General features: G+C 64.3%; 22 protein-coding genes and 1 tRNA gene. 18 read left to right on the forward strand and 5 right to left on the reverse strand.

Annotated features, from left to right (window positions below):
• Positions 1–198: 198 nt before the first annotated feature.
• The 4 genes from tpiA to B5J99_RS12250 all read left to right on the forward strand — a co-directional run bounded on the left by tpiA (position 199) and on the right by B5J99_RS12250 (position 4,208).
• Complete coding sequence (gene tpiA / locus B5J99_RS12235) at positions 199–906, forward strand: triose-phosphate isomerase (RefSeq protein WP_245991879.1); 708 nt, start codon at positions 199–201, stop codon at positions 904–906.
• 124 nt (positions 907–1,030) lie between these two features.
• On the forward strand, positions 1,031–1,498 hold the full coding sequence (secG, locus tag B5J99_RS12240; RefSeq protein ID WP_054133142.1) for a preprotein translocase subunit SecG: 468 nt from the start codon (positions 1,031–1,033) through the stop codon (positions 1,496–1,498).
• 101 nt (positions 1,499–1,599) lie between these two features.
• Positions 1,600–3,237 carry a CTP synthase gene (locus B5J99_RS12245; RefSeq protein ID WP_054133141.1) on the forward strand — a complete coding sequence of 546 codons (1,638 nt, stop codon included), beginning with the start codon at positions 1,600–1,602 and terminating at the stop codon, positions 3,235–3,237.
• A gap of 287 nt (positions 3,238–3,524) precedes the next feature.
• On the forward strand, positions 3,525–4,208 hold the full coding sequence (locus B5J99_RS12250; protein ID WP_054133140.1) for a Crp/Fnr family transcriptional regulator: 684 nt from the start codon (positions 3,525–3,527) through the stop codon (positions 4,206–4,208).
• A gap of 357 nt (positions 4,209–4,565) precedes the next feature.
• Here the strand turns inward: B5J99_RS12250 and B5J99_RS12255 are convergent, their stop codons facing one another.
• On the reverse strand, positions 4,566–5,051 hold the full coding sequence (locus B5J99_RS12255; RefSeq protein WP_054133139.1) for an Hsp20 family protein: 486 nt from the start codon (positions 5,049–5,051) through the stop codon (positions 4,566–4,568).
• Between the two features lie 559 nt (positions 5,052–5,610).
• Between B5J99_RS12255 and B5J99_RS12260 the strand changes: the two genes are divergently transcribed.
• From B5J99_RS12260 to B5J99_RS12285, 6 genes are all read left to right on the forward strand, one after another.
• Entirely contained in the window at positions 5,611–6,849 is a 1,239-nt protein-coding gene (locus tag B5J99_RS12260; protein WP_054133138.1) for a lipoprotein-releasing ABC transporter permease subunit, read from the forward strand.
• A complete protein-coding gene (locus tag B5J99_RS12265) occupies positions 6,842–7,516 on the forward strand; it encodes an ABC transporter ATP-binding protein (protein WP_054133137.1) in 675 nt (224 codons plus the stop codon). Before B5J99_RS12260 ends, B5J99_RS12265 begins: the two co-directional genes overlap by 8 nt.
• On the forward strand, positions 7,513–7,989 hold the full coding sequence (locus B5J99_RS12270; protein ID WP_054133136.1) for a glutathione peroxidase: 477 nt from the start codon (positions 7,513–7,515) through the stop codon (positions 7,987–7,989). Before B5J99_RS12265 ends, B5J99_RS12270 begins: the two co-directional genes overlap by 4 nt.
• Positions 7,990–8,135: 146 nt before the next feature.
• Positions 8,136–8,474, forward strand: coding sequence for a hypothetical protein (locus B5J99_RS12275; RefSeq protein WP_040370991.1), 339 nt, complete (start codon positions 8,136–8,138; stop codon positions 8,472–8,474).
• A gap of 45 nt (positions 8,475–8,519) precedes the next feature.
• Positions 8,520–12,005 (forward strand): DNA polymerase III subunit alpha, encoded by a 3,486-nt coding sequence (gene dnaE, locus B5J99_RS12280; protein ID WP_117352525.1) that lies wholly within the window; start codon positions 8,520–8,522, stop codon positions 12,003–12,005.
• A 75-nt stretch (positions 12,006–12,080) separates the two neighbouring features.
• Positions 12,081–13,685, forward strand: coding sequence for a long-chain fatty acid--CoA ligase (locus B5J99_RS12285; protein ID WP_245991611.1), 1,605 nt, complete (start codon positions 12,081–12,083; stop codon positions 13,683–13,685).
• A gap of 18 nt (positions 13,686–13,703) precedes the next feature.
• On the opposite strand, the gene B5J99_RS12290 is transcribed toward B5J99_RS12285, so the two are convergent.
• Entirely contained in the window at positions 13,704–14,483 is a 780-nt protein-coding gene (locus B5J99_RS12290) for an SDR family oxidoreductase (protein WP_117352527.1), read from the reverse strand.
• A gap of 152 nt (positions 14,484–14,635) precedes the next feature.
• Positions 14,636–15,499, reverse strand: a complete 864-nt coding sequence (locus tag B5J99_RS12295) for a class I SAM-dependent methyltransferase (protein WP_117353487.1) — start codon at positions 15,497–15,499, stop codon at positions 14,636–14,638.
• A 41-nt stretch (positions 15,500–15,540) separates the two neighbouring features.
• On the opposite strand from B5J99_RS12295, the gene B5J99_RS12300 reads away from it, so the two are divergent.
• The 5 genes from B5J99_RS12300 (at position 15,541) to B5J99_RS12320 (ending at position 18,113) form a co-directional block, all read left to right on the forward strand.
• Complete coding sequence (locus B5J99_RS12300) at positions 15,541–16,290, forward strand: ComF family protein (RefSeq protein WP_117352528.1); 750 nt, start codon at positions 15,541–15,543, stop codon at positions 16,288–16,290.
• Positions 16,291–16,365: 75 nt separating this feature from the next.
• Entirely contained in the window at positions 16,366–16,623 is a 258-nt protein-coding gene (grxC, locus tag B5J99_RS12305) for a glutaredoxin 3 (RefSeq protein WP_054133131.1), read from the forward strand.
• 7 nt (positions 16,624–16,630) lie between these two features.
• Positions 16,631–17,458 carry a carbon-nitrogen hydrolase family protein gene (locus tag B5J99_RS12310; RefSeq protein ID WP_117352529.1) on the forward strand — a complete coding sequence of 276 codons (828 nt, stop codon included), beginning with the start codon at positions 16,631–16,633 and terminating at the stop codon, positions 17,456–17,458.
• Entirely contained in the window at positions 17,455–17,964 is a 510-nt protein-coding gene (locus B5J99_RS12315) for a DUF1178 family protein (RefSeq protein WP_117352530.1), read from the forward strand. The genes B5J99_RS12310 and B5J99_RS12315 overlap by 4 nt, the downstream gene beginning before the upstream one ends.
• Positions 17,965–18,036: 72 nt before the next feature.
• Positions 18,037–18,113 (forward strand) — tRNA-Arg (locus B5J99_RS12320).
• A 64-nt stretch (positions 18,114–18,177) separates the two neighbouring features.
• Here the strand turns inward: B5J99_RS12320 and B5J99_RS12325 are convergent.
• Complete coding sequence (locus B5J99_RS12325) at positions 18,178–18,525, reverse strand: hypothetical protein (protein WP_069049736.1); 348 nt, start codon at positions 18,523–18,525, stop codon at positions 18,178–18,180.
• A 332-nt stretch (positions 18,526–18,857) separates the two neighbouring features.
• Here B5J99_RS12325 and B5J99_RS12330 point away from each other — a divergent pair, with 332 nt between their 5' ends.
• The 3 genes from B5J99_RS12330 (at position 18,858) to B5J99_RS12340 (ending at position 21,525) form a co-directional block, all read left to right on the forward strand.
• Positions 18,858–20,369 (forward strand): porin, encoded by a 1,512-nt coding sequence (locus tag B5J99_RS12330; RefSeq protein ID WP_117352531.1) that lies wholly within the window; start codon positions 18,858–18,860, stop codon positions 20,367–20,369.
• Between the two features lie 140 nt (positions 20,370–20,509).
• A complete protein-coding gene (locus B5J99_RS12335) occupies positions 20,510–20,725 on the forward strand; it encodes a hypothetical protein (RefSeq protein WP_054133116.1) in 216 nt (71 codons plus the stop codon).
• A gap of 164 nt (positions 20,726–20,889) precedes the next feature.
• A complete protein-coding gene (locus B5J99_RS12340; RefSeq protein ID WP_117352532.1) occupies positions 20,890–21,525 on the forward strand; it encodes a hemerythrin domain-containing protein in 636 nt (211 codons plus the stop codon).
• Positions 21,526–21,580: 55 nt separating this feature from the next.
• Here the strand turns inward: B5J99_RS12340 and B5J99_RS12345 are convergent, their stop codons facing one another.
• The gene (locus B5J99_RS12345) at positions 21,581–23,815 is read right to left on the reverse strand and encodes a xanthine dehydrogenase family protein molybdopterin-binding subunit (RefSeq protein WP_117352533.1); all 2,235 of its coding nucleotides are present in this window, start codon (positions 23,813–23,815) and stop codon (positions 21,581–21,583) included.
• Positions 23,816–23,819: the final 4 nt, after the last annotated feature.

Below are 23,819 nucleotides of genomic sequence, written 5' to 3' on the forward strand. Positions count from 1 at the left end.
GATGGCCGCACCTCGTGAAAACGCGCGCGAGCTTTAGGGGGCTTTGTCGCAGGCTTCAACCCTTCGCCTGGCGCGCCGCATCCGCCACTGGTCAAGCCCCGTGCGATTTGCTAGCCGCCGGCCATAAATGGCAAATGGCACATCGGGGGACAGCTCAGCGTGACGCAGCACAAATCCTATATCGTCGGCAACTGGAAGATGAACGGCACGCAGGCCGATATCGCGATTTTGAAGGCGATTGCCGACGCGGCTGGCAGCGATAGCGCGGTCGATGTCGGCATCTGCCCGCCTTCAACGCTGATCGCGGCGTTTGCGCAAGCTGCTGGTGGCATCGGCATCGGCGCGCAGGATTGCCACGCCAAGGCGTCGGGGGCGCACACCGGGTGCCTGTCGGCAACGATGATCAAGGAGGCGGGCGCGAGCTTTTCGATCGTCGGCCATTCCGAGCGCCGCGCCGACCAGGGCGAGAGCGATGCCGATGTCGCTGCCAAGGCGGGCGCCCTGCATGAGGCGGGCATGGGGGCGATCCTGTGTGTCGGCGAGACGCTGGAGGAACGCGATTCCGGCAATGCGATCGCCATCGTCACCGGCCAGCTGGCGGCATCCTTGCCTGCATCGACCTCGGGCGATTGGCTTTCGGTCGCCTATGAGCCGGTCTGGGCGATCGGCACGGGCCGGGTCCCGGTGGCGGACGATATCGCCGCGATGCACGCCGCGCTGCGTGCGACGTTGACCGACAGGCTGGGCGCTGCGGGCGCAGGCGTCCGCATCCTGTATGGCGGATCGGTCAACCCTGGCAATGCAGTAGAAATTCTGGCGATCCCCGATGTCGGCGGTGCGCTGGTCGGCGGGGCCAGCCTCAAGGCGGAGACCTTCCTGCCGATCATCCAGGCTGCCCCGCGCTGATGGGATGCGTCGCGCTGGTCGTGCCGGCGCTCCGCAACAGCCTTGGCCAGCGCTGGTTGCGCTGGCGAGGTCTAGTCGCTATGTGCGCGCCAATAGTTTTCCTTTTATCTGGGTCTAACCGTTCATGTCGTCGATTTTCCTGTTCATCACCATCGTGCAGACGCTCATTGCGGCCGCGATGGTGGGTGTCATCCTGATGCAGCGTTCCGAAGGCGGCGCGCTGGGCGTGGGCGGAAGTCCCAACGGCCTGATGTCTGCGCGCGGCGCGGGCGATCTGCTTACCCGGATGACCGCGATCCTTGCGACCTTGTTCGTGGTGCTCAGCATCGTGCTCGCGGTGATGGCGGCCAACATGCACTCGACCGGCGATATCGACACTTCGCTGCAGCGCGGCGCAGCGGCACCTTTGGCCGATCCGCTGGCAGCGCCCGGCCCGGTCACCCCCGGCCAGGCAGCCCCCGGAATGCCGGCCAGCAGCGACCCGCTGTCGGCCGCAGGCGCGCAGAATTCCGCGCCCGCCGAGGCCGCTCCTGCAGCCCCTGCGCCGGCCCAGACCGCTCCTGCCCCTGCAGGCGAGGCCCCCGCCAACTGATCTGCTCGCCGCATATCGGCGGCATGTGCACAGTTTTTTGTTTTTCATGCGGATTCGCGCGCTTGTCAGCCTTGCGCGTGAACGGCTAACGGGTTGCTCCCATGGCGCGTTTCATTTTCATCACCGGCGGCGTGGTTTCATCGCTTGGCAAGGGCCTCATGGCCGCCAGCCTTGGCGCTCTCCTCCAGGCACGCGGATACCGCGTGCGCATCCGCAAGTTCGATCCGTATCTCAACGTCGATCCGGGCACGATGTCGCCGTATCAGCACGGCGAGGTTTACGTCACCGATGACGGCGCGGAGACTGATCTCGACCTTGGCCATTACGAGCGCTTCACCGGCGTTTCGGCGCGCCAGTCGGACAACGTCACCTCGGGACGGATCTACCAGACGATCATCCAGCGCGAGCGCCGCGGCGACTATCTGGGTGCCACCGTGCAGGTCATCCCGCACGTCACCGATGCGATCAAGGAGTTCGCGCAGGCCGAAACCGAGGATCTCGATTTCGTATTGTGCGAGATCGGCGGCACCGTCGGCGATATCGAAAGCCTGCCCTTCATCGAGGCGATCCGCCAGCTGCGCAACGACATTGGCCGCGAGAACAGCATCTTCGTTCACGTGACGCTGGTGCCGTATATCGCGGCTGCGGGCGAGTTGAAGACCAAGCCGACCCAGCACAGCGTGCGCGAACTGACCTCGCTGGGCATCCAGCCCGATATCCTGCTGTGCCGCTGCGAAAAGCCGCTACCCGATTCGGACCGCGCCAAGATCGCCTTGTTCTGCAACGTCCGCAAGGAAGCGGTGATCCCCGCGCTGGACGCCAAGAGCATCTATGCGGTGCCCACCCAGTATCACGCCGAGGGCCTCGACGACGAGGTGCTACGTGCATTCGGCATCCATGACGCACCCGAGCCCGATCTGTCGCGCTGGACCGACATCATGGAACGCCACGAGCATCCCGAAGGCGAGGTGACGATCGGCGTGGTCGGCAAATATGTCGGCCTGCAGGATGCGTACAAGTCGCTGCACGAGGCGCTGGTCCATGGCGGCCTTGCCAACCGGGTGAAGGTCCACGTCAAATGGCTCGATGCCGAGCTGTTCGAAAAGCTGCCCGATGACGAACTCGCAGCCGTCCTCGAGCCGATGCACGGCATCCTGGTGCCCGGCGGCTTTGGCGAGCGCGGCAGCGAAGGAAAGATATCCTCGGTCCGCTTTGCGCGCGAACGTGACGTGCCGTTCTTCGGCATTTGCCTGGGCATGCAGATGGCGTGCATCGAGGCGGCGCGCAACACGTCGGGAATTGCCGCTGCATCCACCACCGAGTTCGGCTCGACCGACGAACCGATTGTCGGCCTGATCACCGAATGGATGGGCGAATCGGGTCTGCAGAAGCGCAGTGCCGAGGGTGACCTTGGCGGCACGATGCGGCTGGGCGCGTTTCCGGCCAGGCTTTCGGGCAATAGCCGGGTGCGGGGCATCTATGGCAGCGACATGATCAGCGAGCGCCACCGGCACCGCTACGAGGTCAACACCGCCTATCATGACCGTCTCGAAAAGGGTGGTCTGGTGTTTTCGGGCATGTCGCCCGATGGCGTGCTGCCCGAGATCGTCGAGCGGCCCGACCACAGCTGGTTCGTAGGGGTGCAGTATCACCCCGAGCTCAAGAGCAAGCCGTTCGATCCGCACCCGCTGTTCGCCAGCTTCATCGAAGCGGCCGTGGCGCAAAGTCGCCTCGTCTGAACTCCGGGCCGCGCGCGGCGGCGCTTCCGGCTCGTCTCGACCATCGTCAATGTGCTTGGCATCGTGAATGGGCTCGGGGCGCGGTCCACCCCGTGCCGACGGCGTTTTGCCCCAATTTACCACACCGCTAAATCTAGTTTTTACTCTATTTGACAGTGTTGTGCGTTAGCGCACAGCGGCGTAATGCGATTCGTGGGAAACGAAATCTGTCAGCGGCGAAGGGCTGGTTGAAGCAAAGTTGCTCGACGGTTCTGATCGCGGACAGAAAGGAAGGGGTATAGCCAAACATGCACGCCAACGAGCTTGCCGAACTGCTGGCCAGCCACAGCCTGTTTGCCGATTGCGAAACCGACGAGCTTTCCGACATCATCCTGCGTGGCCACTTCGTGCGCTATCGCAAAGGCCAGGAGATCATGGGCCAGGGGGATGATGGCGACAATTTGCTGATCATCCTGACCGGATTTGCCCGGGTCAGCATGGTCGCAAGCAACGGCCACGAGATTGTGCTGGATTATGCAGAACCGGGCTATGTGATCGGCGAGATCGCATTTCTGGATGGTGGGCCGAGAACCGCGTCGATCGAGGCGCTGACCGAACTGACCGCCTTGTCGCTCTCGCGCCCGGCCTTCGAGGAAATCGCCGAGCGCCATGTCGCGATGCCGCGGCGGATGCTGCGGGTGATGGCCAAGCGGTTGCGACAGGCGAACGACGTGATCGAGGCGGACCGGGCGTTCACCTCCGGACCCAGGCTGGCGCGCTATCTGCTGCGACTGATGGTATCGGGAGCCAATGAGGGCAAACTCAAGCTGGACCTGAGCCAGAGCGAATTGGGGACGTTCGCGGGTTTGTCACGAGAACAGATTAATCGTCAGCTGTCCGCCTGGTCCGACGCCGGGTTGATTGAGCTGGAGCAGGGCAGGGTGAAGATCGTGGATCGCGAGACGTTGCTGGAGATATCCGAAGCCGCGTGACCGTCCTGCCTGCAGAGAGTTTTTGAGTTTTCCGGGGTTGGGCAAGGTCCATGCGACCCGGCCGAACCCGGCCCCGGAGAAAACCCCGCGTCCCAGTGGCGCGGGGTGACCAGATACCGATTTTTTCCGGGGATGGGTGCGGTAAATGCGACCCGGCCAATCCCGCCTCCGGGAAAAACAGCGTCCTGAGCGGGCGCGGAGGGCGGGCCCGAAAGGGCTCGCCCTCTTCTGTTTGGGGGGGATTCCCTCTCCCCTATCGCGTGCGGGAAGGGAGAAAGGTCGCTCCATGCAAAAAGGGTGGGCCGTTGCCGACCCACCCCGTTGCAGTCTACCCTTTTAAGCGGAAACGCTGCGGCGTCACGCCGCCTTGCTGTCTCCGTCTTCCTGGCTGGCGCCCTCAACCACGGACAGCTTGGGCGTTCCGCTGCTGATCGTGATCTTCTTGGGCTTCATCGCCTCGGGCACTTCGCGGACCAGATCGATGGTCAGCAGGCCGTCTTCGAGACCCGCATCGCTGACCCGGACAAAATCGGCCAGCTCAAAACGGCGTTCGAAGTTGCGGTTGGCGATGCCCATGTGGAGGAAGTTGCCGCGCGATTCGGTCTCCGCAGCCTTGCGACCCGATACCACCAGCAGGTTCTGCTGCGCGGTGATGTCGATCTCGTCAGCCTTGAATCCGGCGACCGCAATGGTGACGCGATAGGCGTCGTCGCTGTTGCGCTCGATGTTGAACGGCGGGTAGTTATCGCCCTGCGCGGCCCGCGCCTGATTTTCCAGCAAGTCGAACAGCCGGTCGAAGCCAACGGTCGTGCGGCGATAAGGGGTAAAGTCGAAACGGTTCATCTTCAAAATCCTTTATAAGCGATTTCATAGTTTTGAAGCCCATGTCTGTGGCGCCTCGGTAACAGTGAGCCACCCTGTCGGCGTGGCTCACATCGCAAATTTAGGATATCGCGAGGCGGTTTCAAGATGGATTTTTTGTCGGTCGATCCGCCGACAGGGCAGGCGCGGCACGCGGGCTGCAGACGAAAAAAGAGCGTCCGGCCCCCAAGACCCGGACGCTCTTTATCAGATCCATTGTGTCGCGCGCAGATGGCGGTTTCGCCATGATCGCAACGTTTGGACCCTGGTAACCGCCGCTTTCCCCAAAACGACGGAAACTATCCCCGAACCCATGGCCGTAGCCGCTTGATCCGCGTTGTCATGATTCCGTAATGCGGCGGCCGACGCTAGGGTTATTCGCGGCTTGCCTCCATTTTTGGTCCATTCTGTGTTCATTGTGCAACAGGCATGCGGATCATCCGGCATTGTCAGTTCCCAATGGGCTGGCTAGAGCCATAGCCCTGTCGCAACGGCATCCGACCCGGTCATGCCAGCCATCCGAAAGGTCCGGTTCACGTCTATGCTGTCCACATTCGAATGGACGATCGCCAAACGCTATCTGCTGCCAGGGCGCGGAGAAGCGTTCATTTTCCTGGTTGCCGGGATCAGCCTTATCGCCGTCATGCTGGGCGTCGCGGCGCTTATCATCGTGATGAGCGTGATGAACGGCTTTCGCGCCGAACTGCTCGACAAGATCGTGGGGCTCAACGGCCATGCGGTGGTGCAGGGCTATGGCGGACGGCTAAAGAACTGGCAGGAGATCCTCGCCGAAACCCGCAAGATGGATGGCGTCGTGGCGGCATCGCCGCTGATCGAGCAGCCGCTGCTGGTCAACTACGAAGGCCGGGTCGAGGCGATCCTGGTGCGCGGCACCGATGCGCCGGACATCGCCGCGCTCAAGGACAAGACCATATTGGGCTCGGTGAGCGCGCTCAAGGCGGGCGCATCGAAGGTCGCGATCGGATCGCGGCTGGCGCAGAACCTGGGCGTCCGCATTGGCGACAGCATCACCATCATCAACCCGGCGGGCCGCTCGACACCGTTTGGCACGGTCCCGCGCGAAATTCTCTACGAGGTCGCCGCGATCGTCGAGATCGGCGTGTATGATTACGACAAGGCGTTCGTGATCATGCCGATGCGCGATGCGCAGCTGCTGCTGCTGCTGGGCGATCAGGTGGGGATGATCGAGGTCACTACCCGCGATGCCGACGAGGTCAGTCAGATTCTCGCTCCTCTGGCGGAGCGTTTGCGCGGACAGGCGATCATCTCCGACTGGCGCACGATCAATGCCTCCTTGTTCGAGGCGCTCGCGGTCGAGCGGGTGGCGATGTTCATCGTGCTGTCGATCATCATCCTGGTGGCCGTGTTCAACATATTGTCGTCGCTGATCATGCTGGTTCGCGCCAAGACCCGCGACATCGCGATCCTGCGCACCATGGGGGCGAGCCGAAAGTCGCTGCTCAAGATATTCATCACCGTCGGGCTGATCATCGGATCGCTGGGCACGCTTGCCGGATTGGGGCTGGGCTTTGTCTTCCTCTATTTCCGCCAGAGCATCGTGATGTTCGTGCAGCTTGTCACCGGGCAGGAGCTGTGGGACCCGTCGATCCGCTTCCTCACCGAGCTGCCCAGCCGCACCGATCCGATGGAGGTGCTGGGCATCACCGCGATGGCGATGATCTTCAGCTTCCTCGCCACGCTCTACCCGGCGCTCAAGGCTTCGGGAACTGATCCTGTGCAGGTGTTGCGTTATGAGTGATGCGGTCATCCATCTCACCGACGTCCGCCGCAGCTTTGCGCAAGGCGGGGTCACCATCGACGTGCTCAAGGGCATCGACCTGGCGGTGCAGCCGGGCGAGATCGTCGGGTTGCTGGGGCCTTCGGGCTCGGGCAAGTCCACTATGCTGCAGGCGGTCGGTCTGCTCGAAGGGGGCTTTACCGGTTCGATCCGCATCGCGGGCGAAGAGGCTGCCAACCTGTCGAGCAACGGTCGCACGCTGCTTCGCAAGACCGCGTTGGGGTTCATCTACCAGTTCCACCATCTGCTGCCCGATTTCACCGCGCGCGAGAACGTCGTGCTGCCGCAGCTGATCATGGGCAAGACCCGCGACGAGGCTGCAGAACGTGCCGACCAGCTGCTCTCGCGGCTGGGTCTGGGGCAACGGCTGGACCATCGCCCCAGCCAGCTTTCGGGCGGCGAACAGCAACGGGTTGCCGTCGCCCGGGCACTGGCCAACCGCCCGAAGGTGGTTCTGGCCGACGAACCGACCGGAAATCTGGACGAGGCGACCGCCGACATAGTGTTCGCGGAGTTCCTCCATCTTGTAAGGGAAGAAGGCAGCGCGGCTTTGGTGGCCACCCATAACGAAAGACTGGCCACGCGCATGGACCGGGTTGTCCGCCTGCACGATGGAAGGATCGCATGACCGTTTTTGAATACAATATGCCGCTGCCCGATGGCAGCACCAGGCCGCTGTCCGACTATGCCGGCAAGGTGCTACTGATCGTCAACACTGCGTCCAAATGCGGCTTCACGCCGCAATATGAAGGTCTCGAGGCGCTGCACCGCGATCTGGGCGATCGCGGGTTCGAGGTGCTGGGCTATCCGTGCAACCAGTTCGGCGCGCAGGAACCCGGCGACGCCGAAGAGATCAAGAATTTCTGCTCGCTGACCTATGACGTCACCTTCCCGCTGTCGGCCAAGATCGCCGTGAACGGAGAAGAGGCCGATCCGTTGTGGAAGTATCTCAAGAGCCAGCAGGCAGGCCTCATGGGCAGCCGGGCGATCAAGTGGAACTTCACCAAGTTCCTGATCGACCGCAAGGGCAACGTCGTCGCGCGTTATGGCTCGATGATCAAGCCCGAGCAGCTGAAGGCGGATATCGAGAAGCTTCTGTAACCGGAAACGCTTCAAAGGCGAATTTCCTGCTATGCTTTTTCGTCATTCCCGCGAAAACGGGAATCCCGCTATTGTGGGACCGGTCCGCTGAAGCGGGACCCCCGCGTGCGCGGGGGTGACGAGCTAGTGACGAGGGAAGTAACGAGATGATCGAAGCCATCAGCACCTGGGCGAACGAACTGGGGGCGCAATATGGCGTCAATCCGTGGATCTTCGCGTCGATCTATGTCGGCGCGATTCCGCTGTTCCTCGCCAGCATCGCCTGGCTGGTGCGCAATGCGCGCGCGGGCAAGCCGACGCTGCTGCCGGTGATGTGCGCCGGCGCGTGCTTCGTCTCGGCCTATGTCTATCTGGCGATCGTCGGCAAGGATATCCCGCTGTGGGTATGGTTCTTCCTCGGCGCGTTGATCCTTTACGGCATCTGGTCCACCGTCCGCGACGTGCGGCGCAAGATTGCCGCGCAGGATTTATCCACCGGCGAGTGAGGGGCACCCGTTCCCGAATCACGGGCCTGAAGGTAGCGTCCAACCATGGCTTATGAACCCTTCGTCCCGCTTCGCGTCTTCTCGGCATACACCATGCTTGAAGGCGCGATCGAGCCCAAGGCGATCGCCAAGACCGCACATGCGCGCGGCTTTCCCGCGATCGCTCTGGCCGACCGCAACGGGTTGTATGCGGGCATGCCGTTTGCCGATGGCTGCATGGAAAGCGGCATCCAGCCGATCATCGGAACGTTGCTGTGCGTGGCGAGGCCCGATGTTGCAGGCTCTGCGCCGGTGCTCGACTGGCTGGCGCTCTATGCGCAGAACGCCGCTGGATACGACAATCTGTGCGATCTGGTGTCGCACGCGCATCTCGACCGCCCGCTCGAGCTTCCCGCGCACGTTCCGTTCGAACGGCTCGAAGGCCGCACTGATGGCGTGATCGCGCTGACCGGCGCGGGCGAGGGCGCGCTGGTGCGGCTGCTCGCCGCTGGGCAGACCGATGCCGCCAAGGCCTATTGCGACCGCTTGCAGACGCTTTTTGGCGACCGGCTGTATGTCGAATTGTGCCGCCGCGGCGAGGAGATCGAGACGCTGGCAGAAACCGCATTGCTTGACCTTGCTTACGCGCGCGGCCTGCCGCTCGTCGCCACCAACCCCGCCTGCTATTCGGACCCCGGCTTCCACGCCGCGCATGATGCGATGCTGTGCATTGCGCGTGGCGAATATGTCGGCGCGGCCAACCGTGAACGCAGCTCGCCCGAGGCGTGGATCAAGTCCGCGCCGATGATGCGCGAGCTGTTCAGCGATCTGCCCGAGGCTTTGGTCAACACTTTGGTCGTCGCGCAGCGCTGCGCCTTTGCGCCGCCCAAGCGCAAGCCGATCCTGCCCAGCCTTGCAGGTGATCTCGAGGGCGAGGCGGCGCAGCTGCGAGCGGATGCGTTCGCCGGGCTGGAGATGCGGCTATCGACCTATACCGACCAGAGCGAGGAAGAGCGCAAGGCGTATTTCGAACGGCTGGAGTTCGAGGTCAACGTCATCGTCGGCATGGGTTTCCCGGGCTACTTCCTAATCGTTGCCGACTTCATCAAATGGGCCAAGGATCACAACATCCCGGTGGGTCCGGGACGTGGATCGGGCGCGGGCTCGGTCGTCGCCTGGGCGCTGACCATCACCGATCTTGACCCGATCCGGCTGGGGCTGCTGTTCGAGCGTTTTTTGAACCCCGAACGCGTTTCCATGCCCGACTTCGATATCGACTTCTGCGAAACCCGTCGTGGCGAGGTGATCCGCTATGTCCAGGCCAAATACGGCCGCGACCACGTGGCGCAGATCATCACCTTCGGAAAATTGAAGGCGCGCGCGGTGCTGCGCGACACGGGGCGTGTGCTGCAGATGGGCTATGGCCGCATCGACGGGCTGTGCAAATTGGTACCCAACCACCCGACCGATCCGTGGAAGCTGGATCGCGCGCTGGCAGGCGTCGAGGAGCTGCGCCATCAGTATCGCGACGATGCCGAGGTCAAACGGCTGTTCGACCTTGCGATGCAGCTCGAGGGCCTGCCACGGCACAGCTCTACCCACGCCGCCGGCGTCGTCATCGGCGACCGTCCGCTGGCGCAACTGGTGCCGCTGTATCGCGACCCGCGTTCGGACATGCCGGTCACCCAGTTCGACATGAAGTATGTCGAGACCGCTGGCCTTGTGAAGTTCGACTTCCTGGGCCTCAAGACGCTGTCGGTGCTGCACAAGGCGACCGAGATGCTGGAAAAGCGCGGCATCAAGGTCGATCTGAGCACGCTGCCCTGGGACGATGCAGGGGTGTACGAGCTGCTCAAGCGCGGCGATACCGTCGGCGTGTTCCAGCTGGAATCCGAAGGCATGCGCCGCACGCTGGCGCAGGTGAAGCCGACCGCGTTCGGTGACATCATCGCGCTGGTCTCGCTCTATCGCCCGGGTCCGATGGACAATATCCCCAGCTTCGGTGCGCGCAAGAACGGGCGCGAGACGATCACGTATCCGCACCCCTTGCTTGAGGATATCCTCAAGGAAACCTACGGCATCATCGTCTATCAGGAACAGGTGATGCAGGCAGCCCAGGTGCTCGCGGGCTATTCGCTCGGCGATGCCGACCTTTTGCGCCGCGCGATGGGCAAGAAGATCAAGGCGGAGATGGACCAGCAGCGTGGCCGGTTTGTCGAGGGCGCGGGCCGCAACAATATCGACACCAAGAAGGCCAACGAGCTGTTCGACTTGATCGACAAGTTCGCAGGCTATGGCTTCAACAAGAGCCATGCGGCGGCCTATGCACTGCTGGCTTACCAAACCGCGTGGCTCAAGGCGCATTACCCGCACGAGTTCTTCGCGGCATCGATGTGTTTCGACATGCACCAGAGCGAAAAGCTCAACATCTTCGTCGATGACATGCGGCGGATGGGCGTTGCCTGCCTGCCGCCGTGCATCAACGCCAGCGAGGCCGAGTTCTCGGTCGAGGAAACGCCCGAGGGCCTGGCGGTGCGCTATGCGCTTGCGGGTCTCAAGAACGTCGGCGAAAAGGCGATGGAGGGCGTGGTCGCGACGCGCATCGCGAGCGGTCCGTTCGCGTCGCTGGGCGACTTTGCCGACCGGGTCGATCCGGGCCAGCTCAACAAGCGCCAGATCGAAAGCCTGGCCGCAGCAGGCGCCTTTGACGGTTTCGAGATCGAACGCGCTTCGGTGCATGGCGGCGCAGACATGGTGCTGGCGGTTGCAGCGGACGCGCATCGCCAGCGCACCAGCGGGCAGGGCGGTCTGTTCGGCGATGTCCAGCAGCCCGGCCAGTCGCTGCGGTTGCCCGCATCCAAACCTTGGGCGATGGGCGAGCGGATGACCGCGGAGCGCGACGCGTTCGGCTTCTTCTTCTCCGCGCACCCGGTGACAGAGTTTGCTGCAACCGCGCGATCGCAGGGCGCACGGCCCTATCAGCAGGTCGTCGAGACGATGGATGTCCGCGTCGGCGAGCGCAAGACCGCCAAGGTCGCCGCGCTGGTGGAAGGCTGCAACCGGCGCCAGAGCAAGCGTGGCAACGCCTTTGTCATGGTCGACCTGTCGGACGAAAGCGGGCAGTTTTCGGCAAGCTCTTTCGATGACGACATCGTCGCAGCCATGCCCGAATGGGCGAGCCAGTCCGCCTGTCTGCTGATCGAGCTCGAGTTCGACCGGTCGAGCGAGGACCAGGCGCCGCGCGCCACCATCCGCCGCGCACGTCCGCTCGACGAGATCAAGGTGACCTTCCGCCACCGCGCGAGCATCGACGTGCTGCGACCCGAGGCGCTGGGGCAGCTCTCGCAACTGGTGGGCGAACCCGGCGGCGGCCAGGACGAACTCCACGCTCGGCTGATCATGGGGCAGGGGCGGGTGATGCCGGTCAAGCTCGGCAATCGCTTCCGGCTGGATGCCGAGACGATCGAGGCGCTGCGCGCGCTCGATGGGATTGCGGTGCGCAATGTCGAATCCTTTGCCACCCAGCGCCCCGACCTGCGCCTCGTGAGTTGACTTGGGCTCCGCTTCGGGCTTTCTGATCGCCATACAATTGCGCCCCGCAAGGGGGCCATGGGTCAGGAGAGTCGGATGATTGTTGGCGGAATGCAGGATTATGAGCTGCGCGTGATGCGGCTGCTCGACCATGCCGAGCGCGAAAGCGGCAAGCGCGAAATTGTCAGCCATTGGGCCGATGGCAAGCAGACCCGTACCCACTGGGCAGGCATCGCCCACGATGCGCGCCGGCTGGCGAGCGCGCTGGTCGCGCTGGGCCTGCAGCCCGGCGACCGCGTCGCCACGCTGGCGATGAACCACAGTCGCCATCTGGTCGCCTGGTATGGCGCGATCGGGATGGGCGGGGTGATCCACACCATCAACCCGCGGCTGTTCGAGGAGCAGCTCGAGTACATCGCCAACCACGCCGAGGACAAGGTGCTGTGCTATGACGCGGCGTTCCAGCCGATCGTCGACAAGATGAAGGACCGCTGGACCACGATCGAGCATTATGTCTGCTTTGACCCGCCCGCTGGATCCTCCGCTCAAGGCTTCGAGGCGCTGCTCGACACCGGCGATGCGGACTATCGCTGGCATGAAGGCTCGGAGCGCGAGCCGTGCATGCTGTGCTATACCTCGGGAACCACGGGCAACCCCAAGGGCGTGCTGTACGAGCACCGCTCGACGGTGATCCACGCGCTCGCCGAAATGCAGCCGGCGGTATTCTCGCTCTCGCCGCAGTCGGTGGCGCTGCCGGTGGTGCCGATGTTCCACGCCGCTGCATGGGGCCTGCCGTTTGCGGGCGCGGCTGCGGGGATCAAGTTCGTGTTCTCTGCGGTCAACGATCCTGCGATCCTGTGCGACCTGATGAACTCCGAGAAGGTCACCCATTCCGCAGGCGTGCCGACTGTATGGCTGGCGATGTTCCAGCATATCGACAGCACCGGCAAGAAGCCCGAATATCTGCAGGTCGTCACCATCGGCGGCTCGGCCGCACCGCGCGCGATGTGCGAGCGGATCATGAAGATGGGCGCGCGGATGAACCACGCCTGGGGAATGACGGAAACCTCGCCGATCGGCACCATGGGTGCGCCTTCGCCCGACTGGGAAGATCTCGATTTCGAGGCACAGCTCGACCTCGTCACCAAGCAGGGCCGGGTGCCCTTTGGCGTCGAGCTGCGCGTGGTGGACGAGGACGGCAATATCTTGCCCCGCGATGGCAAGTCCAGCGGCCGGCTGCAGATCAAGGGTCCGTGGATCATCAAGCGCTATTTCAAGGCGGAGAGCGACGCGCTGACCGAGGACGGCTGGTTCGACACCGGCGACGTCTCGGTCATTCACCCCGATGGCGTCATGCAGATCACCGACCGCGCCAAGGACGTGATCAAGTCGGGCGGCGAATGGATCAGCTCGGTAGATCTGGAAAACGCGGCCGTGGGCATGCCGGATGTTGCCGAGGCCGCCGCGATCGGCATGCCGCACCCCAAATGGGACGAGCGTCCGCTGCTGCTGGTCGTCCCCAAGCCCGGAACCAGCCCCAGCAAGCAGGCGATCCAGGACCATCTGGCGCAGCACGTCGCCAAATGGTGGCTGCCCGACGATATCGTCTTCGTCGAAGAACTGCCGCACAGCGCCACCGGCAAACTGCTCAAGACCGCGCTGCGCGACCAGTTCAAGGACTATGTGCTGCCCACGGTGTGAGGGCGGCGCGATCGGCCGCTATCCGGGCGATGCCGCCGACCCTGCCAGCAGTCCGCCATCGATGTTGAACTCGCTGCCGGTGACATAAGCGCAGTCATCGGCGGCCAGCATCGCGGCGATCGCGGCGACCTCCTCCACGGTGCCGAAACGCTTCAACGGCGTATCGGCAACCATTGCGGCCATTCGCTCGGCGCGGTCGGGGCCGTCGCCCAGCATCGTCTCCCACATCGGGGTGAGGATGGCTGCCGGATGGATCGAGTTGCAGCGGATCTGCCAGCCCTGCTGCGCACAATACAGCGCGACGCTCTTGCTGTGGTTGCGGATCGCGGCCTTGGACGAGGCATAAGCCGCCGCGAGCGGAATGCCCACCAGACCCGAGCGCGACGAGATGTTGATGATCGATCCCGTGCCCTTGCCCTTCATCGCGCCGATCGCATAGCGGCACCCCAGGAACGTGCCGTCGAGGTTGACGCGGTGCACCGCGCGCCAGTCTTCAAGAGTGGCATGTTCGGGATCGTGCGGCACCGGCCCATGCTCGAAGCCTGTAATCCCGGCGTTGTTGACCACGACATCCGCCGCCGGGACCTCTTTCTGAAGCGCGGCCCAGTCGGCTTCGCTGGCGACGTCGAGCCTGATGAACCTAGCGCCGATGTCAGAGGCGAGCGCAGCCCCGGCCTGCTCATCGATGTCGGTGACGACGACCGAGGCGCCTTCCTGCTGAAATCTCCGTGCGATAGCCGCACCAATGCCCCGTGCCGCGCCGGTGATGACGCACAATTTACCTGTCAGTTTTTGCATGTATGTTTCCGATATGATCGTGGAAGTGATGGGCCAGTATTTGTGCCTGAGCCACCACGCAGTGGTCATGCCGCCTCAGCGGTGATGCTGGATCATGTCGATAACTCCTTGTGGTACTGTTTTAGCACCAGCGCTGCGATGCTGCAAACCGCTTAGCGCCTGGCCGATTTGTCCAGCACGCCCGCAAGCGAGGTCGTCGCGCTGCCCCGGCGCGCAGGCTTGGGCTGGTCTGGCGAGGGGGCCCAGCCGCTCAGATACACGATCTCGAACCGCTCCGGCGTCTTGCCGTCGGGCTCTGCCGCCTCGGCGAAGGCCTGCAGCGCGGCGATCAGGCCCGTCCTGCTGACCGGCGGCGCGCCAGTCGCCAGCACATTGGTCCAGCCATGACACCGCAGGTCGCGCACCAAAGCGGGCAGCGCGGAGTAGCGCACGATCAGCGTGTCGCTGTCCGCCACTGGCATCGCAAAGCGCGCGCGCTGGAGCAGATCGCCCGCCGCGCGGACATCGATCTGCGGATGGATATGCGCCGCGACCCCGCGCCCGGTCGCCTCATCTGCCGCAAGCATCGCCGCCTTGAGTCGCGGCAGCGAGCCTGCGCCGATCAGCGCGGCCATCATCAACCCGTCGGGGCGCAGGCTTCGGTTGATCTGGATCAGTGCGCCGGGAAGGTCGTTGACGCTGTCGAGCGTGCCGATCGCGATCACCAGATCGAACGACGCGGGCTCAAAGGGCAGGGCATCTTCGTCGCACATCACATGCGGGCCGATCGGTCCGGCAAGCGTCACCTTCACCCCGCGCGCGTCGAGCGCCGCCAGCAGCATCGCGGGCGCGTGGCCGATCACCAGTGCATCGGCAAAGGTGCGGTTGACCCAGCCCAGCCGCTCGACGATCTCGTCGGCCATATGCTCGGCGAGGAACGCGCCGCCATGACGCGCCGCCAGTTGCAACCCACGCGCCATCGCCAGCCGCCGTCGGGGGTAGGAAAACAGGATGCGGGGGGCTGTATCGTCGCTCATCGCGGCCTTGTGCCGGGGCATGGCCTGCGCGACAAGGGGGGATGAGCCTTGCCGTCTCTGTCCTCAAACCTCTGGTCGATCTGGTGCTGCCGCCGCGCTGCCCCGGCTGCGGGGTGCTGGTGGAGGACGACCTGCAGTTTTGCGGCGATTGCTGGAACGCGTTGCGCTTCATCAGCGCGCCTGCCTGCACCTCGTGCGGCAAGCCCTTTGCGCAAGGCCGCGACGATGATCTGGTGTGCGCCGAATGTCTTGCGCACCCGCCGCTGCATGATGGCATCAAGGCGGCGGTGCTGTACGACGATCTGTCGCGCTCGATCGTGCTGCGGCTCAAACATGGCGGCAAGATCGGGCTGGCCCGGCTGGTGGCAAAGCATCTGGAGCGGCATCTGCCTGCCGATGGCAGCGATGTGGTGCTGGTGCCCGTACCGCTGCACCGCTGGCGGCTGTGGCGGCGTGGCTTCAACCAGTCGATCCTGATCGCGCGTGCGCTGGCGGCCAAGCGCAGCCTGAAGATCGAAACCGACGTGCTCCGCCGCACCCGCGCCACTCCGCCGCTCAAGGGCATGACCCGGCAGCAGCGCGCGGTGGCAGTTCGCGGGGTGTTCGACATCCCCGCCGGCCGGCGTGACCGCATCGCAGGCAGGCACGTGCTGCTGATCGACGATGTCTACACCACCGGCGCCACCGCCAATGCCTGTGTTCGCCTGCTCAAAAAGGCAGGTGCGGCGCGCGTGACAATCTTCTGCTGGGCCCGCGTGCTGCGCGAGGGCGACGAAGCGGATACGCCGTGACGGCAGCGACGCTTGCGCGCCACAACTGTTGCATTTGTGCGAAATTGCCCCAAATATGGAGCCAAGGATGGAAACATGGCCAAGATCGAAATCTACACCAAGTTCACCTGCCCCTATTGCTACCGGGCCAAATCGCTGCTGGGCGCCAAGGGCGTCGAGTTCGAGGAAGTCGAGATCTCGATGGGCGGCGAACCGCGGGCGGAAATGATCCGCCGGGCAGGCGGCCGGATGACCGTCCCGCAGATCTTCATTGATGGCAACCATATCGGCGGGTCCGACGATCTTGCCGCGCTCGACCGTGCCGGAAAGCTCGATCCGCTGCTGGGCCTTTGACGCGCACATGAAAATCGCGGTTCTCCAGATGAACGCGGGCTTCGATCCGCTCGACAATGTTGCCGTGCTTACCGAGGCTGTGGCGCAGGCAAAGGCGGGCGGTGCCAAAATCCTGTTCACGCCCGAAATGTCGAACATGCTCGATCGCAACCGCGCCCGCGCAGCGGACAATATCCGGCCCGAGGAGGAGGATTACGTGCTTGGCATGGTCCGCGCCGCCGCTGCCATCGCCGGGATCTGGGTGCATCTGGGTTCGCTTGCGGTGAGGGGTGAAGCCGACGCCGACAAGTGGCGCAATCGTGCCTTCGTTATCGCGCCGAATGGCAACATCGCCGCGCGCTACGACAAGATCCATCTGTTCGATGTCGATCTGGCCTCGGGCGAGAGCTGGCGCGAATCCTCGGTCTATGCAGGCGGCGAGCGGGCGGTTGCGGTGCAATTGCCAGAGGCGGTGCTGGGCCTGTCGATCTGCTATGACATCCGCTTTCCCGCGGTCTATGCGGCGCTCAGCCGGGCAGGGGCAGACATTGTCGCGGTGCCCGCCGCATTCACCGTACCCACGGGAGAAGCGCACTGGCATGTACTGCTGCGAGCACGGGCGATTGAAAGCGCCTGCTTTGTGGTCGCAGCGGCGCAGACGGGCACCCATGGCGATGGGCGCAGCACGTACGGCCACAGCCTGGTGGTCGATCCCTGGGGCGATGTCCTGCTCGACATGGGCGAGGCGCCGGGCCTGGCGTTCGTCGACCTCCCGCTCGAGCGGATCGCCGAGGTGCGTGGCCGGGTGCCCGTGATTGCCAACCGCCGGCCTGTGGGGGAGGCGATCGTCGCATGATCGTCTTCGACTTGAAATGCACCAACGACCATGTGTTCGAGGTCTGGTTCGCCTCGAGCCAGGCCTATGAGGACCAGCGAACGCGCGGGCTCGTCGCCTGCGCCTTTTGCGGATCGACCGATGTCGCCAAGGCGGTGATGGCGCCGCGGCTCAACGCCAAGGGCAACCAGCAACTGGTCTCTGCGCCCGCCAGGGTCGACACCGCAGACGGAGTGCCGTCATCGCCCGCGCCGGTCGCAGTCAGCAATGCTGCCCCGCCGGTGGATGCGGCCAAGATGCGTGCGGTGCTGCAGGCGCTCGCCCAGGCACAGGCCCGGGCGCTGAGCCAGTCGACCTGGGTCGGCGGCGATTTTGCCGATCGCGCGCGCGCGATGCATTATGGCGAGGAGGACCACGCCCCAATCCACGGCCAGGCCGCGCCCGAAGAGGCGGCCGCATTGATCGAGGAAGGCGTCGCGGTCGCTCCGCTGCCGTTCCCGGTTGTCCCGCCCGAGGCGCAGAATTGAGGCCGCCGGGTGCACGCCGATCAGCAAACGCAATTGCGCTGACCTGCATCGCTGGCTAAACACCCCATCGGCGCGCCCGTAGCTCAGCAGGATAGAGCATCAGATTCCTAATCTGGGGGCCACAGGTTCGAATCCTGTCGGGCGCACCATTTCGCATCAGCGGCAGTGAACCTTGAGTTTCCGTCCGAGCCGCTTTGTTCTGGGGAAGTCCCGTCAGGCGGGTGGCTGCTCGATCAACGACCGCTCGGCAGAGGTCGCGATTTCCGGCTGGGTACGGCTCCAGAAGGGCTGCATAACCTGCCCGCGGCGCACCGCCCTCATCACCAGAATGGTTCCGGCGGTGGTGCACAACAGGCATGCGATCAGCGAGGCTTCCAGGCCAAAACTTCCACCGGTGAGCAGATCCGGACCGGTCATCACCGTCTTGAACAACCCCGGATCGGCGACGCTGCCTGAGACCACTCCGGAGAAGACGGCAGACTGGGTGTAGTTCCACGAGATATGAAAGCCGATGCCCAGCCACAGCCGCCGCGTCAGCATATAGGCAGCGGCGAGCAGCACCCCGGCCTCGACGCTGATGAAGATCGCGCCGGTGATCGTGGCCGCCGGGTCGGGGCTGGTCCTTGTCTGGCGCCGATCGCGCGCGATGGAAGCGCACGGGCGGCAGGGTCACGCCGCATAGCGCCTTGCCCGTGACAGCCGAGCGGGCGCGCAGCCGCGACGGCTGCAGCACCGGCCTGCGTCTTGCCGCAAGCATGCCTTCAATGCGCTTGTTGTTCCCGTGCATCCTGATAGAGGGGGCGCAAACCGTCACATAAGTGACACAGAACTGACACAAAGGCAGCGGTCCTGGCCGGGCTTGCCTGGCTGGTAACCTTCGAAGGCGCATTTTCATGTCGTTTGTTCCAGGTGGCATTTCCACCAAATTGCTGGCTGCAACCATGCTCGCCACCATGGCTGCGCCCGCTCTGGCACAAGGCGCGCCTGTTCCAGCGGCGGCGGATCAGGCCGGTGTGATCGCCGATCTCCAGCGCCAGATTGACGAATTGAAAGCAATGGTCGCGCAATTGCAGGCGGCGCAGCAGACGGCGGCATCTGCAGCCCCGTCGCAGCCACAGAACCCTGTGGTGCTGGCGCAGCAGGCTTCGCCCGCAAACCCGGCGCCATCCTCGCAAGCCATAGCGGCGGCGGCAGCGCCCCCGGCAGCAGGCACACCTCAAAGCCCGCCGGTACAGACCGCATCGACCTCGCGCGGCGGCAAGCGCTGGTACGAAAAGCTGATGCTGCGCGGCTATACCCAGATGCGGATCAACGAGATCGTCTCCGGCGATGATGTCGCGCCTGCCGGGCTGTCGCGGTTGCGGTCGATCGGCGATAGCGGGATCCGCGACGAGGGCAATTTCAGCCTGCGCCGGGTTCGCCTGATCCTGCAGGGCGATGTGAACGACTATCTGTCGCTCTATCTGCAGCCCGATTTCGCGACCGCCGTATCCAACCAGTCGGTGGGCGAACGGCGCGAGGGCTTTGCGCAGCTGCGCGATGCCTATGCCGATGTCTTCCCCACCGGTGACAAGAGCTTCCGAATCAGGCTGGGCCAGTCGAAGATTCCCTATGGCTGGGAGAACATGCAGTCCTCATCCAACCGGCTGGCGCTCGACCGCACCGATGCTATCAACAGCGCGGCACCCGGCGAGCGCGACCTTGGCGTTGTCGCTTATTATACGCCGCCGCATGTCCAGCGCATCTGGGACAGGCTGACCGAGGACGGGCAGAAGCTGTTCGGCAATTACGGCGCGTTTGGCCTCGGCGCCTTCAACGGCCAGGGGCTCAACCGCACCGAGACCAACGACAATGTCATGATCGTGGCGCTCGCCACATGGCCGTTCGAGCTCGACGGGTTGGGGCTCGATGGACAGGTGCTCGAACTGGGCGGATCGATGATGCGCAACCGCATTGAGATCGAGCAGCGCACAGGCGGGCTCAGCCCGGTGAGTTATGCCGACAACCGCATCGGCGTGCATGCGATCCTGTACCCGCAGCCCTTCGGCCTGCAGGCGGAGTGGAACTGGGGCAGGGGGCCGCAGTTCGATCCCGCCACGCAGCAGATCGAAACCCGTTCGCTGCGCGGCGGCTATGTCCAGGCGATGGGCCGCGTACGCCGCTCGCCGCTCGGCCCGTTCTATCCGTTTGCGCGCTGGCAATATTATCGCGGCGGTTTCAAGGGCGCAATCAACTCGCCGCGGCTGGAAACCGAGGAGCTCGAACTGGGGCTCGAATTCCTGCCCACACCGGCGCTGGAGCTTACGGTAACCTATGGATGGGCGTCGCGCCGGGAAGCCGATGAGCGCCGCTTCGGCCAGGCTGAGGGCGAACTGCTCCGCGTCCAGGCGCAGTGGAACTATTGACCGTTGGACGGGGCCCTGGGGTCCGTCCAGCGCGTTTGGCTGCCAGCCGAGGTGTGACACCCGGCAGGTGGATGCCGAGCGGGAACGGTTTGGCGCGGTGCACGTTGGAAACCCCACAACACACAACGATGAGGCCCAATATGTTCGGCAAGATTATTTCCGCAGTGGTTGGCAAGAAGATTGCCGAGCGCACCCCCGGCATCAGCGAAGGACAGGGCGCGCTTGTCGGTCTGGCCGCAGCCACCGTTGCGCGGCGGCTTGGTCCGGGCGGGATGGTAGTGGCAGCGACCGGCGGCTGGCTCGCATCGCGCTATCTCAAGAAGCGCCAGGCGCGCAAGGGCCAGCCCAGCTGGTAAACACAGCTTGCAGGCAGGGCAGCGAGGCTTAAACTGGCCGCGTTGCCTGCCCGCATGGTATCTCGCGACACAAGCCCCATGGCCCGTCAAACGGCCTTGGGGTTTTCGTGCATTCAGTTGCGGCAGGCTTTCGACGTTCGTCACCCCATCTGAGGAGCCATGTCATGGCCGGCAAGAAAGCCAAGTCTCCCAAGAGTTCCACGGTCAGATCATCGAGCGATGCCAAGGCCAAGACCAAGGCGATCGACAAGGCCAAGGCGATCGCGCCCGATGTTCCCGCTCGCATCGGCCAGACCCCCGAGACCGATCTGCGCGGCCTGCCCGATGTGTTCGGGCGGCTGATCGAGGATCATGACCGTCACCGGGCGTTGCTGGCGATGATCGAGGCGACCGATCGCAAGGGGGATGATCGCGCGCGGCTGTTCCAGGAGCTGGTGCTCGAGCTGAAATCCCACGCTGCGGCCGAAGAGCAGGCCTTGTGGTCCACCGTGCTGCGCAATCCCGAAACCACCGAATTTGCCCGCCACGCGGTGGCCGAGCACAAGGATATCGACAAGATGCTCGATGACCTCGCCGCGCGCGACATGGGCAGCAAGAAGTGGATGGAGCGCTTTGCTGCGCTCAAGCACGAATATCTGCACCATATCGCCGAGGAAGAGCAGGAGCAGTTCGTCGCCAGCGAGGCGATCCTGACCGACGCAGACCGCAAGTACATGCGCACGGTCTTCAATCGCCGTAAAAAGGCGGAGAAGGAAGCGGCCGAGCTGCAGCCCAAACTCAAGGTCGAGGACATCGCCTGACCGGCGCGGCCAAAGCCGGTGTGCCCGTTTCGGACGCACCGGCTGTGTATCGGTCTCAAGCCACCTTGGCGAAGGGATCGGGCAGTTGTTCGATGACCTTGTCGAGCGTCATCGGGAAACTGCGCAGGCGCACCCCGCAGGCATTGTAGATCGCGTTGGCGATTGACCCCGCCGCGCCGCAAATGCCAAGCTCCCCCACACCCTTCGCCTGGAGCGGGCTTGCCGCAGCATCGCGTTCTTCCAGCAGGATCACCTCGATTGCCGGGACATCCGCATGCGCGGGGACGTGGTATTCGGCAAGGTCGTGATTTACCAGATGGCCATCGCGCAGATCAAAGGCGAGTTCCTCGGTCAGCGCACTGCCGATGCCCCAGACCATTCCGCCCAGACATTGCGAGCGCGCGGTCTTGGCATTGAGCACCCGGCCAAAGCCGAACGCGCCGGTCATCCGCCGCACCCGCGTCTCACCGGTAAAGGCGTTGACCGCGACCTCGGCGAAGAACGCGCCATAGCTCGCCTGCGAATAGTCCTTGGCGGTCTTGCCCGGCTTGATCGAACCGGTTTCCGCGAAATCCTTGCCATCGAGCAAATCGGTCAGCGCGCGCGAGTCATCGCCTGCGCTCGCCACGCCATCCTTGATGTCGAGATCTTCGGCGTCGCAGCCCAGCGCCTTGGCGATCCGCTTGCGGATATCCTCGCACGCGCGCATCACGGCAGAACCGGTGGAGATCGCGCCGAAGCTGCCGCCTGATCCCGCGCCTGCAGGCAGGCTGGTGTCCCCCAGCATGACCTTCACCCGATCAATCGGCAGCCCAAGCATCTCGCCTGCGATCTGGCCAAGAATGGCGTAGGATCCGGTACCGATATCGGTCTGGTCGGTTTCCACCAAAGCGGTGCCATCTGCTTTCAGCGTCACGCGTGCCTCGGCATCGACGAGCATGTTGACGCGTGCAGCGCTGGCCATACCCATGCCGATCCACCATTCGCCTTCGCGCCGTTGGCAGGGCGTGGCGTAACGCTGATCCCAGCCGAACGCGGATGCTCCCTGATCGAGCGCCTCGGCCAGCATGCGCGAGGAATAGGGCGTGCCCTCGACCGGCACCTTGTCGGGCATGTTGCGCTTGCGCAGCTCGACAGGATCGATCCCGGCCGCTTCGGCCAGTTCGTCCATCGCTGCCTCGAGCACCTGCATGCCCACGGCCTCGCCCGGCGCGCGGACCGAACCCGCCGTCATCCGGCTGATCCGAGCTACCTTCACCTCGAGCAGGCGGTTTTCGCCGCTGTAGAGAAATTCGGTCGCCTGGGTGACCGGCTCGGCAAAATCCTCGTCGGGCAGGTTGGAGACCAGCGCCTCATGGCCAAGGCCGATCAGCTTGCCGGTGGCATCTGCTGCCAGACGCACGCGCTGCCTGGTTTCCGAACGCCGCATCACCGTCTGGAAGACATGCTGGCGGGTCATAACCACTCGAACGGGGCGTTGCAGTTCCTTGGCGGCGATCGCCGCTGCGACAGCCTCGTGCGTGATCCCCAGCTTCGATCCGAAGCCACCGCCGACATAAGGGGCGATGATCCGCACCTTCTTGGGCGACATCGACAGGCAATCGGCGATCTCTTTGACGTTGTACGACAGCATCTGATAGCTGCCGTGCAGCACCAGATGGTCGCCGTCCCACTGCGCGATGGTGGCATGCGGCTCCATCGCGGCGCTGGCGTGGCCGGGCGTGTCATATTCGACATCGACCGCAAAGGCCGCATCGCGCATCGCCTGATCGAGATCGCCACCCTTGACCGGCTCGCTGTTCGCGGGGTCTTCCACCTCCGCATCGGGGCTTTCGGGATCAAGGGCGATCGGCTCGTCGCTGATCGCATAATCGACCTTGAGCGCCAGCGCGGCATCGCGCGCCTGTTCGAAATTTTCCGCGACCACCAGCGCAATCGGCTGCGCGAAATATTCGACCGTATGCACGTCCTGCACCGGCGCTTCGCCTGCAGTGCCCTGGGTCGAGCGGCGAGTCATCGCTTCATCGGCCAGCACCGCGAGCACGCCGGGCATATCGAGTACGGGCTGCTTGTGGATGGTCTCGACGGTCCCCTGCGCAATCGTCGAAAGCACCAGTACGCCTTCGGCGCAGTTGTCGAATTTCCACTCGGCCGAATAGGTCGCGCTGCCGCTGACCTTGAGCGGACCTTCGGGGCGATCGAGCGGCTTGCCGATCACCCCCTGACGGGTGTGGTCGAGCAGGTTGCGTGTGTCGGGGGTGTTGTACATGTCGGTCTTGAAAAGGCGCATCGGA

Origin of the sequence: Blastomonas fulva, from assembly GCF_003431825.1 — a bacterium.
Taxonomy (GTDB): Bacteria; Pseudomonadota; Alphaproteobacteria; order Sphingomonadales; family Sphingomonadaceae; genus Blastomonas; species Blastomonas fulva.